Annotated in this window: 18 protein-coding genes; 14 read left to right on the plus strand and 4 right to left on the minus strand. The window is 64.9% G+C overall.

Annotated elements, in window-relative coordinates; all coding sequences use genetic code 11:
• The first annotated feature begins 133 nt into the window (after positions 1-133).
• The 4 genes from ACVWY5_RS26690 to ACVWY5_RS26705 all read left to right on the plus strand — a co-directional run bounded on the left by ACVWY5_RS26690 (position 134) and on the right by ACVWY5_RS26705 (position 4,338).
• On the plus strand, positions 134-916 hold the full coding sequence (locus tag ACVWY5_RS26690; protein ID WP_028332604.1) for a thiazole synthase: 783 nt from the start codon (positions 134-136) through the stop codon (positions 914-916).
• Positions 903-1,511 (plus strand): thiamine phosphate synthase, encoded by a 609-nt coding sequence (locus tag ACVWY5_RS26695; protein ID WP_028332605.1) that lies wholly within the window; start codon positions 903-905, stop codon positions 1,509-1,511. The genes ACVWY5_RS26690 and ACVWY5_RS26695 overlap by 14 nt, the downstream gene beginning before the upstream one ends.
• Positions 1,512-1,639: 128 nt before the next feature.
• Positions 1,640-3,505 (plus strand): phosphomethylpyrimidine synthase ThiC, encoded by a 1,866-nt coding sequence (thiC, locus tag ACVWY5_RS26700; protein ID WP_028332606.1) that lies wholly within the window; start codon positions 1,640-1,642, stop codon positions 3,503-3,505.
• A gap of 437 nt (positions 3,506-3,942) precedes the next feature.
• Positions 3,943-4,338 carry a hypothetical protein gene (locus ACVWY5_RS26705; RefSeq protein WP_028332607.1) on the plus strand — a complete coding sequence of 132 codons (396 nt, stop codon included), beginning with the start codon at positions 3,943-3,945 and terminating at the stop codon, positions 4,336-4,338.
• 90 nt (positions 4,339-4,428) lie between these two features.
• On the opposite strand, the gene ACVWY5_RS26710 is transcribed toward ACVWY5_RS26705, so the two are convergent.
• Positions 4,429-6,099, minus strand: a complete 1,671-nt coding sequence (locus tag ACVWY5_RS26710; protein ID WP_028332608.1) for a flavin-containing monooxygenase — start codon at positions 6,097-6,099, stop codon at positions 4,429-4,431.
• Positions 6,100-6,326: 227 nt separating this feature from the next.
• Here ACVWY5_RS26710 and ACVWY5_RS26715 point away from each other — a divergent pair, with 227 nt between their 5' ends.
• Both ACVWY5_RS26715 and ACVWY5_RS26720 read left to right on the plus strand, forming a co-directional pair.
• Complete coding sequence (locus ACVWY5_RS26715) at positions 6,327-6,722, plus strand: hypothetical protein (RefSeq protein ID WP_028332609.1); 396 nt, start codon at positions 6,327-6,329, stop codon at positions 6,720-6,722.
• 321 nt (positions 6,723-7,043) lie between these two features.
• The gene (locus tag ACVWY5_RS26720) at positions 7,044-7,568 is read left to right on the plus strand and encodes a mismatch-specific DNA-glycosylase (RefSeq protein ID WP_028332610.1); all 525 of its coding nucleotides are present in this window, start codon (positions 7,044-7,046) and stop codon (positions 7,566-7,568) included.
• A 9-nt stretch (positions 7,569-7,577) separates the two neighbouring features.
• Here the strand turns inward: ACVWY5_RS26720 and ACVWY5_RS26725 are convergent, their stop codons facing one another.
• Complete coding sequence (locus tag ACVWY5_RS26725) at positions 7,578-8,012, minus strand: hypothetical protein (RefSeq protein WP_028332611.1); 435 nt, start codon at positions 8,010-8,012, stop codon at positions 7,578-7,580.
• 206 nt (positions 8,013-8,218) lie between these two features.
• On the opposite strand from ACVWY5_RS26725, the gene ACVWY5_RS26730 reads away from it, so the two are divergent.
• The 3 genes from ACVWY5_RS26730 to ACVWY5_RS26740 all read left to right on the plus strand — a co-directional run bounded on the left by ACVWY5_RS26730 (position 8,219) and on the right by ACVWY5_RS26740 (position 9,593).
• Positions 8,219-8,656 (plus strand): YeeE/YedE family protein, encoded by a 438-nt coding sequence (locus tag ACVWY5_RS26730; protein WP_028332612.1) that lies wholly within the window; start codon positions 8,219-8,221, stop codon positions 8,654-8,656.
• Between the two features lie 67 nt (positions 8,657-8,723).
• The gene (locus tag ACVWY5_RS26735) at positions 8,724-9,203 is read left to right on the plus strand and encodes a DUF6691 family protein (RefSeq protein ID WP_028332613.1); all 480 of its coding nucleotides are present in this window, start codon (positions 8,724-8,726) and stop codon (positions 9,201-9,203) included.
• Positions 9,204-9,206: 3 nt separating this feature from the next.
• Complete coding sequence (locus ACVWY5_RS26740) at positions 9,207-9,593, plus strand: RidA family protein (protein WP_028332614.1); 387 nt, start codon at positions 9,207-9,209, stop codon at positions 9,591-9,593.
• A gap of 348 nt (positions 9,594-9,941) precedes the next feature.
• On the opposite strand, the gene ACVWY5_RS26745 is transcribed toward ACVWY5_RS26740, so the two are convergent.
• A complete protein-coding gene (locus tag ACVWY5_RS26745; RefSeq protein ID WP_028332615.1) occupies positions 9,942-10,703 on the minus strand; it encodes an SOS response-associated peptidase in 762 nt (253 codons plus the stop codon).
• 62 nt (positions 10,704-10,765) lie between these two features.
• Between ACVWY5_RS26745 and ACVWY5_RS26750 the strand changes: the two genes are divergently transcribed.
• The 5 genes from ACVWY5_RS26750 to ACVWY5_RS26770 all read left to right on the plus strand — a co-directional run bounded on the left by ACVWY5_RS26750 (position 10,766) and on the right by ACVWY5_RS26770 (position 13,258).
• A complete protein-coding gene (locus ACVWY5_RS26750; RefSeq protein WP_028332616.1) occupies positions 10,766-11,266 on the plus strand; it encodes a hypothetical protein in 501 nt (166 codons plus the stop codon).
• Positions 11,267-11,308: 42 nt separating this feature from the next.
• Positions 11,309-11,728 (plus strand): NUDIX hydrolase, encoded by a 420-nt coding sequence (locus tag ACVWY5_RS26755; RefSeq protein WP_028332617.1) that lies wholly within the window; start codon positions 11,309-11,311, stop codon positions 11,726-11,728.
• Between the two features lie 84 nt (positions 11,729-11,812).
• A complete protein-coding gene (locus tag ACVWY5_RS26760) occupies positions 11,813-12,190 on the plus strand; it encodes a TIGR02301 family protein (RefSeq protein WP_028332618.1) in 378 nt (125 codons plus the stop codon).
• Entirely contained in the window at positions 12,180-12,836 is a 657-nt protein-coding gene (locus ACVWY5_RS26765; protein WP_028332619.1) for an HAD family hydrolase, read from the plus strand. The genes ACVWY5_RS26760 and ACVWY5_RS26765 overlap by 11 nt, the downstream gene beginning before the upstream one ends.
• 155 nt (positions 12,837-12,991) lie before the next feature.
• Positions 12,992-13,258 carry a hypothetical protein gene (locus tag ACVWY5_RS26770; protein WP_028332620.1) on the plus strand — a complete coding sequence of 89 codons (267 nt, stop codon included), beginning with the start codon at positions 12,992-12,994 and terminating at the stop codon, positions 13,256-13,258.
• A 9-nt stretch (positions 13,259-13,267) separates the two neighbouring features.
• Here the strand turns inward: ACVWY5_RS26770 and ACVWY5_RS26775 are convergent, their stop codons facing one another.
• A complete protein-coding gene (locus ACVWY5_RS26775) occupies positions 13,268-14,602 on the minus strand; it encodes a dihydroorotase (protein WP_028332621.1) in 1,335 nt (444 codons plus the stop codon).
• Positions 14,603-14,612: the final 10 nt, after the last annotated feature.

The following is a 14,612-nucleotide window of genomic DNA, read 5'->3' on the forward strand; positions in this document are numbered from 1 at the left end:
AAGCCGGGACCCATAACCACGACCGGTTATTGGCGGAACGAACGACGCCTCGCGTACCCCATTGCGAGGCCGCGGTGTATGGGTCCCGGCCTTCGCCGGGACGACGGCACGGTTTGAGGAGACACCACGGACCATGGTCACCTTCTACGGCAAATCCTTCCCGTCCCGCCTGCTGATCGGCACGGCGCTGTATCCCTCGCCTGCGATCATGCAGAACGCGATCCGCGCCTCGGGCGCCAGCATCGTCACGGTATCGCTGCGGCGCGAGGCGGCCGGCGGCAAGACCGGCGATGCGTTCTGGTCGCTGATCCGCGAGCTCGGCGTCACCGTGCTGCCGAACACCGCGGGCTGCCGTAGCGTCAAGGAGGCGGTGACCACCGCAAAGCTCGCGCGCGAATTGTTCGGCACGCCGTGGATCAAGCTCGAGGTGATCGCCGACAATGACACGCTGCAGCCCGATGTGGTCGGCCTGGTCGAGGCGGCCGGCATCCTGATCAAGGACGGGTTTGAAGTCTTCCCCTATTGCACCGAGGATTTCTCGGTCGCCTCGCGGCTGGTCGACGCCGGCTGCAAGGTGGTGATGCCGTGGGCAGCACCGATCGGCAGCGCCAAGGGCATCACCAACCGCGACGCGCTGAAGCTTTTGCGCGACCGTCTGCCCGACATCACGCTGGTGGTCGACGCCGGCTTAGGGGCGCCATCGCATGCCGCCGAGGCGCTCGAGCTCGGCTATGACGCCGTGCTGCTCAACACTGCGGTCGCCAAAGCCGCCGATCCCGTTGCGATGGCCAATGCCTTCCGCCTCGGCGTCGAGGCCGGCCGCACCGCTTACGAAGCCGGGCTGATGGAAGCCCGCGACTTCGCCTCCCCCTCCACCCCTGTCGTTGGGACCCCGTTCTGGCATGCCGTATCCTGATCCGTTCTATCCCGTCGTCGACAGCATCAAGTGGGTCGAACGACTGACCAAACTCGGCGTCGGCACCATCCAGCTGCGCGCCAAAGAGCTCGACGATGCCGGGGCGCTGCAGATCGTCAGCGATGCGCTCGCGGTGACCAAGGGCACGCCGACCAAGCTCGTCGTCAACGATTACTGGCGCGCGGCGATCGTCGCCGGCGCCGAGCATTTGCATCTTGGCCAGGAAGATCTCACTGAGGCCGACCTCGCCGAGATCCGCAAAGCCAAGCTGACGCTCGGCATCTCCACCCATGACGACGCCGAGCTCGCCACCGCGCTCGCGGCCAAGCCGGACTATATTGCGCTCGGCCCGATCTTCTTCACCACGCTCAAATCGATGCGGTTCGAGCCGCAGGGCATTCCGAAGATCACCGAGTGGAAGAAGCGGATCGGCCCGATCCCCCTTGTCGCGATCGGCGGCATCAAGTTCGAGCACGCGGCCGAGATCTTCGCCGCCGGCGCAGACTCGATCGCCGTCGTCAGTGACGTCACCCAGAACCCCGACCCGGACGCGCGGGTCAGACAATGGCTCGGCCTCAGCGCGGAGGCCGCGTGATGCAGAAATTTCCACCGGCGTCATTCCGGGGCACGCGTAGCGTGAACCCGGAATCTCGCGCCACAACCTCGAGATTCCGCGGTCCTAACGGACCGTCCGGAATGACGACAAGATAAGGAGGATCCCTCATGAACATCCGCTCCAACCCCGACACCACCCGTCCCGCCGTCACGACTGGCGCGCTACCCGCCTCGCGCAAGATCTTTGCGACGCCGGAGGCCGCGCCCGACGTTCGCGTGCCGCTGCGCGAGATCATGCTGTCGGAGGGCGCCGGCGAGCCGAACCTGCCGGTCTACGACACCTCGGGCCCCTACACCGATCCGAACGTGACGATCGACGTCAATGCCGGCCTGCCGCGCGATCGGCTGGCCTGGGTCAAGGAGCGCGGCGGCGTCGAGGAATATGAGGGCCGCACCATCAAGCCGGAGGACAACGGCAATGTCGGCGCCGCGCACGCCGCCAAGGCGTTCACCGCGCACCACAGGCCGCTGCGCGGCCTCGACGGCCACAAGATCACGCAGCTCGAGTTCGCCCGCGCCGGCATCATCACCAAGGAGATGATCTACGTCGCCGAACGCGAGAATCTCGGCCGCAAGCTTAAGCTCGAGCGCGCCGAGGCCGCGCTAGCCGACGGCGAGAGCTTTGGCGCCTCCGTGCCGGCCTTCATCACCCCGGAGTTCGTCCGCGACGAGATCGCGCGCGGCCGCGCCATCATTCCCTCCAACATCAACCATGCCGAGCTCGAGCCGATGATCATCGGCCGCAACTTCCTGACCAAGATCAACGCCAATATCGGCAACTCGGCGGTGACCTCGTCGGTCGAGGAAGAGGTCGACAAGATGGTGTGGGCGATCCGCTGGGGCGCCGACACCGTGATGGACCTCTCGACGGGCCGCAACATCCACACCACCCGCGAATGGATTTTGCGCAACTCGCCGGTGCCGATCGGCACCGTGCCGATCTACCAGGCGCTGGAGAAGTGCGACGGCGATCCCGTCAAGCTGACCTGGGAGCTCTACAAGGACACCCTGATCGAGCAGTGCGAACAGGGCGTCGACTATTTCACGATCCACGCCGGCGTGCGCCTCTCTTACATCCACCTCACCGCCAACCGCGTCACCGGCATCGTGTCGCGCGGTGGCTCGATCATGGCGAAGTGGTGCCTCGCGCATCACAAGGAGAGCTTCCTCTACACCCATTTCGACGAGATCTGCGACATCATGCGCAAGTATGACGTCTCGTTCTCGCTCGGCGACGGCCTGCGCCCGGGCTCGATTGCGGACGCCAACGACCGCGCGCAGTTCGCGGAGCTGGAGACGCTCGGCGAATTGACGAAGATCGCGTGGGACAAGGGCTGCCAGGTCATGATCGAGGGCCCCGGCCACGTGCCGATGCACAAGATCAAGATCAACATGGACAAGCAGCTCAAGGAGTGCGGCGAGGCGCCGTTCTACACCCTCGGGCCGCTGACGACCGACATCGCGCCGGGCTATGACCACATCACCTCGGGCATCGGTGCCGCGATGATCGGCTGGTTCGGCTGCGCGATGCTCTGCTATGTCACGCCGAAGGAGCATCTCGGCCTGCCCGACCGCAACGACGTCAAGACCGGCGTCATCACCTACAAGATCGCGGCCCACGCCGCCGACCTCGCCAAGGGCCACCCCGCCGCGCAGCTGCGCGACGACGCGCTGTCGCGTGCCCGGTTCGACTTCCGCTGGGAGGACCAGTTCAACCTCGGCCTCGATCCGGACACCGCGAAGAACTTCCACGACGAGACCCTGCCGAAGGAAGCCCATAAGGTCGCGCATTTCTGCTCGATGTGCGGCCCGAAATTCTGCTCGATGAAGATCACCCAGGACGTCCGCGACTACGCCGCGACGCTCAACGACAAGGAGCAGGGCATGGCGCAGATGAGCGCCAAGTTCAAGGAGATGGGTGAGAACGTGTATCTCGACGCAGACAAGGTGAAGGAGAGCAACAGGGTGTTTTAACCCTCGCGCTCGTCATGCCCGGGCAAAACCTGGGCATCCAGAAAGGCCGGGTGAAAGCCCGGCCTTTTTGCTTCTAAAGCATGATCCGGAAAAGTGCGAAGCGGTTTTCCGAAAAGATCATGCTCAAACAAAGAGCTAAGGCGCGATGACGATTCAACCTAATCTCATCGCGCCTTAGCGTTCACTAAATCCATCGCGCGTCCGGATGGCCCCGGTCACGACAGCGACCGGCCCAAAGCCGCCAAGAGCGCCCCAGAACCATTGACCTGGATCAACGAAAGGCCCTTCATCTCACCGCATGCTGCGAGGCTCAAAAAACGGTGAAAGCCGCGCCGGGCATGTTATCATGGACCCCCTCAAATAGACGATTGAGCGACTTTCCACATTCGTTTTGCAGAGAGTCCTGCAGCTTAATGACCATTTGATTGGAGAGTTTCATGAGAACCTTCAACGCCGTGCTATTCGTATTTCTCGTTGCGCAGGCGGCCTCGACACAGGCTGCGGATTTGAGCGGAGCCTGGACGATCGACGCCTCGGCTTGCAACCAGGTCTTCACCAAGGAGAACAACAAGCTCGCGTTCAGGAAAGATGCCGATCTCAACGCGGGCGGCCTGATCGTTCAGGGCAAGCAAATCACCGGCACGTTTCAGAAATGCACCGTCAAATCGCTGCATGATGACGGGCAGAATATCCGCGTGATTGCGGCGTGCTCGGACGGCGTCGCGATTTCGGACGTGTCATTCGACATAACACTCTCCGGCGAGAACAAGATCATACTCAGCTCCAAGGCACCGGTGCCCATTGAGACGCCGTATGTTCGCTGCTCGATGTGATAGCGGTGGCGACAGCCGGAGAGCAACGCGGATGATCGGCTAGCGAAGGTCCTACGCCGCGCTTTGCGCGGATTCGTTGGCTAACCTACCCTATGACGCCGTCGCGCCAACGGTCGCTTGCACGCCGACCCGCGGCGCCGCGCCAAACTCGATCTCCTCATACCCCTTCTCCGCCACGCCGTTGATGATTCCCAAAAACTTCGGCGTGCCGCCGTTGTAGACGAAGTAGCGGACCGTGCCCTCCTCGTGGCCGGCGACGTTGGAGTTGTAGCCGGTGAACCACGACTTGGCTTTGCGCATCAGCATGATCTCGTACATCTTGACGACATGCGCGGTCCAGCGCTGCTGCGCTTCCAGCGTGGCGTCGGCGCGGGTCAGGCCGCGCTCCCACATGTATTGCAGCAGATTGGTGCACCAGTTGACGCCGTTCTCGATGCCGCGCGGGAAGTTCGTCGACGCGGAGGCGCTTTGCGGGCCCGTCGGCATCAACAGGTTCGGGAAGCCGTGCACGAGCATGCCGAGGAAGGTCGACGGCGCGTGCTTCCATTTGTCGGCGAGACACTCGCCGCCGATGCCCCTGATATCGATCAGGTCATAGGCGCCGGTGATGGCGTCGAAGCCGGTGGCGTAGACGATGATGTCGAAGTCGTAGTCGCGCGCCGTGGTGCGGAGGCCATTTTCGGTGACGCGAACCAGCGGCGTCTCGGAGAGGTCGACGAGCTGCACATTGTCGCGATTGTACGCCTCGAAATATTGCGTCTCCAGCGGCAGGCGCTGCACGCCGAAGCCGTGATCCCGCGGGATCAGCTTCTCGGCGACATCAGGATCGTTCACGCGCCGGCGGATGCGGCCCGCGATATATTCCGAGAGCTCCGCATTGGCGGCTTCATCCATGAAGATCTCGCGGAAGTTCGCGAGCCAGATGCCGAAGCCGGGCTCGTCATAGAGCTTGTCCCACAGCTTGAGCCGCTCCTCGCGGCTCACCTCGTAGAAACCGCGCTTGTCGGGCCCGTGCACAAAGCTGCCCGGCGTCAACGCGCAGGCAGCGAAGATCTCGTCATAGCGGGCGCGGATGTCGGCCATCTCCGCCACGGAGATCGCAGAGTTGTTGAGCGGCGCGCTCCAGTTCGGCCGGCGCTGAAACACGGTGAGCTCGCCGACCTTGTCGGCAATCTCGCCGATCAGCTGGATGCCGGTGGCGCCGGTGCCGATCACCGCGACCTTCTTGCCGGCGAGATCGACGGGCTCGTGCGGCCAGTAATAGGTGTGGAACGAGCGGCCCTTGAAGTCCTCGGTGCCTTCGACGCGCGGCATGGTCGGCGCGGACAGCAGCCCGATCGCGAGCACCACGAAGCGGCAGGTCAGTTCGCGGCCGTCACTGATCCTCAATTGCCAGAGATCGCGCGTCTCGTCGAACTGCATGACATCGACCTTGCAATTGAACCGCATGTGCTTGCGCAGGTCGAACTTGTCGGCGACGTAGTTGAGGTAACGCAGATTCTCGGGCTGGCCGGAGAAGCGCTCCTTCCAGTGCCACTCGTCGAGCAGCTCGCGCGAGAACGAGAAGCCGTAGGTATAGCTCTCGGAATCGAAGCGGCAGCCCGGATAGCGGTTCCAGTACCAGGTGCCGCCGAGATCGGGCGCGGCTTCCAGCACGGTGGCATCGATGCCGAGATCGGCCAGCCGCTTGATCTGGTAGATGCCGGCGACGCCGGCGCCGACCACGATCACCTCGTAATGGGTTTTCGCCTCTCCCGTCATGTCCGCTCCAAAATTCTTCTTGATCTGTTGGGCTGGATTACAGACCCTTTTGCCCGGTCAGGCAACCGCGCCGCGGCGCGCGCGACTTGCGTTGAGGCGCTGCGTGCACCACATCGATCGTTACGACTGAAGCGTAGCCCGGATGAGCGTAGCGAGATCCGGGTTCATCCGTCCCGCATATCGCTACGCTCATGCGGGCTACCTACCGCATCGTACGTTGGACCGACATGACCGACAATCTCACCGGCGTCTGGGACGGCAGCTATGTTCAGCCGAGCGGCATGGTCACGTTCCTGGCGACGCTGATTGACGCCGGCGGCGCGCTCGGCGGCAGCGTGACCGAACCGTGCGTGATGCCGGGCTGTCCGATCAGCACGCACAATGCCTCGCTCGCGGGTCACCGCTCCGGCAGCGCGGTGTCGTTCGTCAAACGCTACGAGCCGCCGGGCTACGGCTATGACACCGTGCACTATGAAGGCGCGGTCAATGCCGACGCGACCGAGATCGACGGCCGCTGGAGCATTCGCGGCACGGCGTTCTCGGGAAATTTTCTGATGGTGCGTTCGACTGGGCCGGCGCAGGCGGTGACGGCCGAAGACCAGATCCAGGAGCCGGTGCGGTAGCGCATATTTGGGACGCCATATGCGCCAGCCTGGCGGGCGAGGGATGCTCATACGATTTCGGAATATTGGAAATGTATCCCTGATTTGCCCGACGTGTCAAGGTACCGTACCGGACGGCGGCAGCCGCCAGCTCCTTTGCATGGGGTTGTTTTCGCTATTTTTGGTCCTGCGCATCTGCGACGAACAGCCCGACGCTGGTTTCCACATCGTCATGGCCGGTGACGAGAGCGGCGGAAATGGTAACGGTCGGGTCCGTCACGCCGGCGGCTCTTTCGCCGTAGCCCGATCAACGGTAACCAAGCGACTTCCGCCATCTCTCAAATGCCCGACAGCGACAGCCACCGCCTCCCCGACCAGCTCCGCGCCGATCTGCGGCTGGTGTTCGTCGGCACCGCAGCCAGTACGCGCTCAGCCGCCGTCGGGCATTACTACGCGCATCCCGGCAACCGGTTCTGGCGTGCGCTGCACGAGGCCGGCATCACGCCGCGGCGCTATCGGCCGGACGAGTTCGCATCCCTGCTCGCGCTCGGCATCGGCTTCACTGACCTCTCCAAGACCGGCGCCGGGATGGATCACGAAATCAACAGGCAGTCGTTCGATGTGGTAGGCTTCCGGACGAAGATCGAGACCTATCGGCCGAGGACCGTCGCCTTCACCAGCAGGAAGGCTGCGAGCCTGTTCTACAACAGGCCGACCAGCGCGCTCGTGCTCGGCCGGCAGCCATCTGTGAACGACTTTCCCGAAGTGTTCGTGCTGCCGTCGCCATCCGGCGCGGCGTCCGGGCATTGGAGTTTGCAGCCGTGGCGTGAGCTCGCCGAGTGGATCGCGGAATCGCAGGATGGGTAGAGCGAACGCTTATTCCTTCAACGTGATCGCAAGCCCGCTGAGGTCGACATTGGCCATCAGGCCGACCTGCTTGCCGCTCAGTTCGAGCACCGCGCCGTTCTGGTTGGTCAACAGGATGCCGCGCACGCCGGCGCCGAGCGCAACGCCCATGCCGGCCGCGGCATAGACGCCGTTGATGTCCTGCGGACGGCGGATATTGCGCACCCGCCCCTGCAACGTGGTCTGCGAGCCGCCGAACACGAGCCCATAGTCCAGCCCGCCGGCCGTGAGCCCATAGGTCTGGCCGTGGAAGGTCATGACGCCCTTGCCGGCGGAGCCGCCGAACACCCAGCCGCCCTTGAAGATCACGAGCGTCACCGCGCCCTCGTCAGCCAGGGCGGCGGACGTTCCGGTGAGCATCGCCAGCGCGAGCAGCGCGGCGCGGGCGACGGATGGCAATTTCATGGGGGATTCTCCGGACGAAGTGAGAGCGAATCGCGGCAACCCAACCGACCGGCAGCATCGCTGAAATGCCGCGAAACATGCGGGATTGCGCTTGTTCCTGATGGTGCGGAGTCTATCATCGCCTCGGCAGCCGCGCGACCACTGGCGCATGCGCGCCGACCGCTTTGCCGGATCGCTGAGGAGTTTGCGCAACAGGGATCTGCACGATGCACGATTTCACCCCACTTTCCGGCCTCGCCGGCGGCGCGCTGATCGGGCTTGCCGCCGCGCTCTTGATGCTGCTGACCGGGCGGATCGCCGGGGTCACCGGCATCGTCGGCGGCGCGCTGCAGGCCGATACCGCCGACCGCAGCGCCGACCGTTCCTGGCGCATCGCGTTCATCGCGGGGCTGATCGCAGCGCCCGTGATTGCGGCGCTGTTCGGCGCGCCGCTGCCGCGGCCGGCGATGAACGCGAGCCTTGTGGTGGTCGCGATTGCGGGCGCGCTGGTCGGATTCGGCACAAGGATGGGCAATGGCTGTACCTCGGGCCACGGCGTCTGCGGCTTCGCGCGGCTGTCCGGCCGCTCGATCGTGGCAACATGCATCTTCATGCTGACGGCGATCGCGACGGTCGCAATCGTCAGGCACGGGATCGGAGGCTAAGCATGATCCGGAAAAGTGCGAAGCGGTTTTCCGAAAAAATCATGCTCAAACAAGGAGCGGTTTAGCGATGTCGGTGCTTGCAAGCTTTGTCTGCGGCCTGATCTTCGGCGCGGGCCTTCTGATCTCCGGCATGACCGATCCGCAGAAGGTGCTCGGCTTCCTCGATCTGTTCGGCGTGTGGGACGCGACACTCGCCTTCGTGATGGCGGGCGCGGTTGCGGTCGCAGCAATCGGCTTTGCGATCGCGCGGCGGCGCGCCGCGCCCGCCTTCTCGGCGCGCTTCCTCTGGCCCGACCGCAGCGACATCGATGCGCCGCTGGTTGCCGGCGCCGTGCTGTTCGGCATCGGCTGGGGCCTCGTCGGCATCTGCCCCGGCCCCGCACTGGTCAATCTCGCCGGCCTCTCGCTGCCGATCGTGGTCTTCGTCGTCGCGATGCTGGCGGGCATGATCGGCCAGAATCTCTTCGGCAAGAATCCCCGGAGCCGGCGCGCGGCGGCGCCGCATAGCATCGAAATTTCTCCCCTTCCATCTCGCGCAGACGGGTGACCCATGACCGCAATCAAGCACTTCCCTCCTCCGCCCGGCGTCCAGGCGCCGCCACTCTCGTTCGGCGCCCGCGTCGGCGATTTGTTGTTCATCTCAGGCATTCCCGGCTTTGACGCCAATCGCGAGCTGCCCGACGGCTTCGAGGCGCAGTTCGCCAATGTCGTGACCAATTTCAAGCGCGTGCTGAACGAGGCCGGCGCGACGATGCGCGATCTCGTCAAGGTCAACGTGCTGCTGACCCGCGCCAGCGACGTCGCGACGATGAACGCGCTCTATGCCGGCGCGTTCGGCCCCGCCCCCTACCCCGCCCGCACCACCTGCGTGGTGGTGGCGCTGCCCAATCCGAAGATGCTGATCGAGATCGAAGGCGTGGCACACGTGAAAGGGTGACGACTCTCTCCGTCATTCCCCGGTGTGCAATTGCGCACCTGAGGGTGCGCCGCTTGCGCGAACCCCGGAATGACGAGTGGAGAGAGTGGCGAAACGAAATGCAAAGCTCGGGCAGATCATGTTGCGAGAATGTCGAAGTATGATGCACTGCCCGTGCAACATATTCAGTGTCGTCCCGGCGAAGGCCGGGACCCATAGCCACAAATCTCAATTGGTTTGCGAAGCTGGAGCTGCAGCGCGCTTCAACAATGCAGACCTGTGGTTATGGGTCCCGGCTTTCGCCGGGACGACGACTTGGAGAGCTGCGCTTCAATTCCAGCCCTAGCTGCGCAGCTGTGCAGACATGTGCTAAAATAACGACCCCTGCCCGTCGTCCTCGCGCATAGTCGCCTTTCTCGGCGCGGCCTTCTTCGGTGCCGGCGCGTCCTCCGCGGCGATTTCCTCCGCGGTCATCGGCAACAGCAATTGCGCATCGTCGTTGGCGACGGCGTTGACGCGCATCGTCACCTGGTGCCAGGCGAACTCACCGACCTCGGGGCCCTTCAGCATCGGCATCACGTCGTCGACATCGTTCGGCAGGCAGTCGAGCCAGCGCGCGAATTGCTCGGGCCTGATCGTGACCGGCACGCGGTGATGCAGCTGCGCAAGATCAGGGCTCGCGGGCGCGGTGACGATCGCGACCGTGTCCTGCTCCTCGCCGTTCGGTCCCATCCAGGTCTCGGCGAGCGCGGCAAAGGCGAGCGGGTGTCCGTCGCGGCGATGGATGAAGAACGGCCGCTTGCGGCCGCCGGCATCCTGCCATTCGTAATAGCCGTCGGCCGGGATCAGCGCGCGGCGCCGCTTGATCGCGTTCTTGAAGGCCGGCTTCTCGCGCACCGTCTCGGAGCGCGCGTTGATCAGGAGCGAGAAGGTCCTGGGGTCCTTGACCCACGACGGGATCAGGCCCCAGCGCATCAATTGAAAATGCCGGCCGCCATTCTGCAGCAGCACCACCGGGATCGGCTGGGTCGGCGCAACATTATACCGTGGCGGAAAATTCGGCTGCTCGATATAGCCGAACATCTCGCGCAAGGCCGCCGGCGGCGAGGTTATGACAAAGCGTCCGCACATTTGCCGTCCAGAGTGGTATCCGTTTATTCTGCCTTAACTTGGAACGTTAAAGACTGCGATCAATGACCTCAACGGCCGCCATAGCGGGTTCTTCCCCGCGACCGACGTACTCCGACGAGGCGCGGGCGGCGCTGTTGCGCGCCGCCAACATCAATCCCCGCACCGGGCTTGCCACCGACTACCTCAATCACTTCAACGAAGCCATCATGCTGCTGGAGATGGTCCCGGACCTGCCGGAATGCGCCAGCGATTTCCTCGAATGGCAGCCGCTGTCCTATGCCGAGCATTTCACCGCGTCGAATTTCCGGGCGCGCGATCTCGCGATCGAGGCCTATGAGACCGCGGACGCCGCAATCCGGGCCGAATTCGACCAGCTCACCGACAGCATGACGAAGATCCTGACCGAGGTCGGGGCGGCGATGCGGCGATTGCAGCAGGACAAGAGCCGGGTCGCGCTCGCCGAGCAGGCGATCGTCTGGGTCAAGCCGCTGGTGATGCAGACCGCCGGCATCATCAACGGCGCCGCAGAGGCCGATGTCGACAGCATCATGGCGGGCGCCTGAGATATCGGGCATGATGGTCTTCACAACCGGCTGCCAATCACCTTGACCTCTCCCGAACCTCCGATCCGCCCGCAGCTCGCCGTGTCAGGCGTGATTTTCCGCGACGGCAAGGTGCTGCTGGTGCGCCGCGCCCGCTCGCCCGGCAAGGGCTTCTATTCGCTGCCCGGGGGCCGGGTCGAGTTCGGCGAGTCGCTGCATACCGCCCTGCACCGGGAGATCGACGAGGAGACCGGCCTCAAGGTCGAGATCGTCGGCCTTGCCGGCTGGCGCGAGGTGCTGCCGACCGGCCCCGGCACCGGGCACTACCTGATCATGACTTTCGCCGCGCGCTGGGCATCCCGCGAGCCCGTACTGAACGACGAGCACGACGATTTCAAATGGCTGGCGCCGGAGGAGATCGGCGACCTCAAGGTCACCGGCGGCCTGCATGAGGTGATTGCGGCCGCCCGGCGGCTGGTTTGAGGCCCGTCCGGGGGCTTTGGGGGGCTCGGCCGCCTTGCCTCGGGCGCATTGAGGGGGCATACCACGGCCATTCCGGAACCCCCGATGATCAAAGCCTTTCTCGCCGTTGTGATCCTGATGTCGGCATGCCTTGCGACGCCCGCCCGGGCGCAGGACGCGGCTGCGCCGTTCGACGGAGATTTGCAGCGGCTGGCCGAGATCCTCGGCGCCCTGCACTATCTGCGCGGCATCTGCGGCTCCAACGAGGGCGCCAAATGGCGCAACGAAATGCAGGCACTGATCGATGCCGAAACCCCATCCGGCGACCGCCGCGCCCGCATGATCGCAGGCTTCAACCGCGGCTATAACGGCTTCCAGCAGACCTACCGGACCTGCACGCCCGCGGCCACGGTAGCGATCCGCCGCTACATCGAGGAGGGCTCGAAAATCTCCCGCGACCTGACGGCCCGCTATGCCAACTGAACGGGCGATCTTCTTCGACCTCGACGGCACCCTGACCGACCCGAAGCCCGGCATCACCGGCTCGATCCAGTACGCGCTGGAAAAGCTCGGCCGCCCGGTTCCCTCGCAGGATGACCTGACCTGGTGCATCGGGCCGCCCTTGCGGGCGAGCTTTGCAATGCTGCTCGGCGGCGAGGCGCTCGCCGACCGCGCGGTCGCGCTCTACCGCGAAAGATTCGGCGATGTCGGGCTGTTCGAGAACGCCGTCTATCCCGATATCGCGGAGGTGCTGGCCGAGCTGCGCCAGCGGCCGGGCCGCATGTTCGTCGCGACCTCGAAGCCGCATGTGTTCGCGACACGGATCATCGCGCATTTCGGCCTCGGCGGCTATTTCGACCACGTGTTCGGCTCGGAGTTCGACGGAACCCGGGTCAACAAGGTCGACCTGCTCGCCTATGCGCTGGCGCAAACCGGGGCCGATCCGGACAAATCCCTGATGATCGGCGATCGCAGCCACGACGTGATCGGGGCGAATCGCAACGGCATCCGGGCGGTCGGCGTCACCTATGGCTACGGCACGCCGGAGGAGCTGACCGAGGCCGGCGCCAGCCATCTGTGCGCCACGCCGCGCGCGGTGCTGGACCATATCCACAGCTCATTCGGCTGATCGCTGCCCGGATATCCGGAATTCCCCTTTAAATGCCGGGGCCGCCGTTAACCTTTTCGAAAGATGTGGGCTAGGCGGTACCTGCATGCGTGATACATCTCGGACGTCGCAGTGGTTCGCTCCTCGGACCGCGCGCAGTCAATTTGCAGAGTTTCATGCGCCATCCAGCGTCCTTCCCCCATCACCAAGACCCGCGACCCGACCACGAGCAGAAGCAGGCCGCGCTGGGCTACCTGAACGAGGCCTGGGCTGAAGCGCGTCACGACGGCGTTGATGGCGACTGCCTCGCGCAGGCGAGCCTGTTTGCGGCGCTCGCCGAGCTCGTCGGTACCTATGGCGAGGACGCGGTGGCGAAATTCGCCGAGGGCCTCGCCGCGCGCGTGCGCAACGGCGAGTTCTCGCTGGCATTGGCCAGACAGTAATCCAATCCGCTACGGCTTCAGCGTCTCGAGGAACCGAACCGGTTCGCCGGTGGACGGTGTCGTGACTTCGCCCTGCCACATCACCCGCCGGCCGCGCACGAAGGTGCCGACCGGCCAGCCCTGCACCCGCACGCCGTCATAGGGCGTCCAGGCGGCGCGCGAGGCGATCCATTTGTTGGTGATGGTCTCGCTGCGCTTCAGGTCGACGATGGTGAAGTCGGCATCGTAACCCGCCGCGATGCGGCCCTTGCAGGCGATGTTGAACAGGCGCGCGGGCCCCGCGCTGGTGAGATCGACGAAGCGAGCCAGCGACAGCCGCCCGGCATTGACGTGATCGAGCATCAGCGGCACCAGCGTCTGCACGCCGGTCATGCCCGACGGCGAGGCCGGATAGGTCCTGGCCTTCTCCTCCAGCGTATGCGGCGCGTGGTCCGAGCCGAGCACGTCGATGATGCCCTGCTCGATGCCGTACCAGATGCCGGCGCGGTGATCGGCCGAGCGCACCGGCGGGTTCATCTGGGCCAGTGTGCCGAGCCGCTCATAGCACTCGGGCGCGGCCATGGTGAGATGGTGCGGCGTCGCCTCGCAGGACGCGACATCCTTGTGGTCGCGCAGATACAGAATCTCTTCCTTGGTCGAGATGTGCAGCACGTGGATGCGCTTGCCGGTCTCGCGCGCGAGATTGACCAGGCGCTCGGTCGCCATCAGCGCCGCGGTCTCGTCGCGCCACACCGGATGCGAGCGAGCATCGCCCTCGATCCGCAGCGGCTTGCGCTCGTTGAGGCGATATTCGTCCTCGGCATGGAACGCGGCGCGGCGCCGGATCACCTGGAAGATCCGCCGCAGGCTCTCGTCGTCCTCGACCAGCAGCGCACCGGTGGAGGAGCCGATGAACACCTTGACGCCGGCGCAGCCCGGGGCGCGCTCGAGCTCCGGCAGATCCTGCACATTCTCGCGGGTGCCGCCGATGAAGAACGCGAAATCGCAATGCATGCGATGGCGGCCGCGCTTGATCTTGTCGGTGAAGGCCGCTTCGGTGACCGTCAGCGGATTGGTGTTCGGCATCTCGAACACGGCGGTGACTCCGCCCATCACGGCGCTGCGCGAGCCGGTCTCGAGGTCTTCCTTCTGGGTCAACCCGGGCTCGCGGAAATGCACCTGGGTGTCCATCACGCCGGGCAGGATGTGCAGGCCCTTGCAGTCGATCACCTCGCCGGCCGAGGCCTGACTGAGCGAGCCGATCGCGGCGATGCGGCCGCCCGCGATACCGATATCGCGCACGCCCTCGCCGTCCTGATTGACCACGGTGCCGGATTTTAGAATGGTGTCAAAATGCTGATTCATCGGTCCTCGA

The organism is Bradyrhizobium sp. USDA 3256 (genome assembly GCF_054058275.1).

Excerpts from the sequence above, each read along its gene's own strand:
- ACVWY5_RS26765 (WP_028332619.1), top strand. The coding sequence starts at position 12,180 with ATGCCAACTGAACGGGCGATCTTCTTCGACCTCGACGGCACCCTGACC.
- ACVWY5_RS26760 (WP_028332618.1), top strand. The coding sequence starts at position 11,813 with ATGATCAAAGCCTTTCTCGCCGTTGTGATCCTGATGTCGGCATGCCTT.
- ACVWY5_RS26730 (WP_028332612.1), top strand. The coding sequence starts at position 8,219 with ATGCACGATTTCACCCCACTTTCCGGCCTCGCCGGCGGCGCGCTGATC.
- ACVWY5_RS26710 (WP_028332608.1), bottom strand. The coding sequence starts at position 6,099 with ATGACGGGAGAGGCGAAAACCCATTACGAGGTGATCGTGGTCGGCGCC.
- ACVWY5_RS26750 (WP_028332616.1), top strand. The coding sequence starts at position 10,766 with ATGACCTCAACGGCCGCCATAGCGGGTTCTTCCCCGCGACCGACGTAC.
- ACVWY5_RS26690 (WP_028332604.1), top strand. The coding sequence starts at position 134 with ATGGTCACCTTCTACGGCAAATCCTTCCCGTCCCGCCTGCTGATCGGC.
- ACVWY5_RS26745 (WP_028332615.1), bottom strand. The coding sequence starts at position 10,703 with ATGTGCGGACGCTTTGTCATAACCTCGCCGCCGGCGGCCTTGCGCGAG.
- ACVWY5_RS26715 (WP_028332609.1), top strand. The coding sequence starts at position 6,327 with ATGACCGACAATCTCACCGGCGTCTGGGACGGCAGCTATGTTCAGCCG.
- ACVWY5_RS26725 (WP_028332611.1), bottom strand. The coding sequence starts at position 8,012 with ATGAAATTGCCATCCGTCGCCCGCGCCGCGCTGCTCGCGCTGGCGATG.
- ACVWY5_RS26775 (WP_028332621.1), bottom strand. The coding sequence starts at position 14,602 with ATGAATCAGCATTTTGACACCATTCTAAAATCCGGCACCGTGGTCAAT.
- ACVWY5_RS26705 (WP_028332607.1), top strand. The coding sequence starts at position 3,943 with ATGAGAACCTTCAACGCCGTGCTATTCGTATTTCTCGTTGCGCAGGCG.
- thiC (WP_028332606.1), top strand. The coding sequence starts at position 1,640 with ATGAACATCCGCTCCAACCCCGACACCACCCGTCCCGCCGTCACGACT.
- ACVWY5_RS26770 (WP_028332620.1), top strand. The coding sequence starts at position 12,992 with ATGCGCCATCCAGCGTCCTTCCCCCATCACCAAGACCCGCGACCCGAC.
- ACVWY5_RS26735 (WP_028332613.1), top strand. The coding sequence starts at position 8,724 with ATGTCGGTGCTTGCAAGCTTTGTCTGCGGCCTGATCTTCGGCGCGGGC.
- ACVWY5_RS26720 (WP_028332610.1), top strand. The coding sequence starts at position 7,044 with ATGCCCGACAGCGACAGCCACCGCCTCCCCGACCAGCTCCGCGCCGAT.
- ACVWY5_RS26695 (WP_028332605.1), top strand. The coding sequence starts at position 903 with ATGCCGTATCCTGATCCGTTCTATCCCGTCGTCGACAGCATCAAGTGG.
- ACVWY5_RS26740 (WP_028332614.1), top strand. The coding sequence starts at position 9,207 with ATGACCGCAATCAAGCACTTCCCTCCTCCGCCCGGCGTCCAGGCGCCG.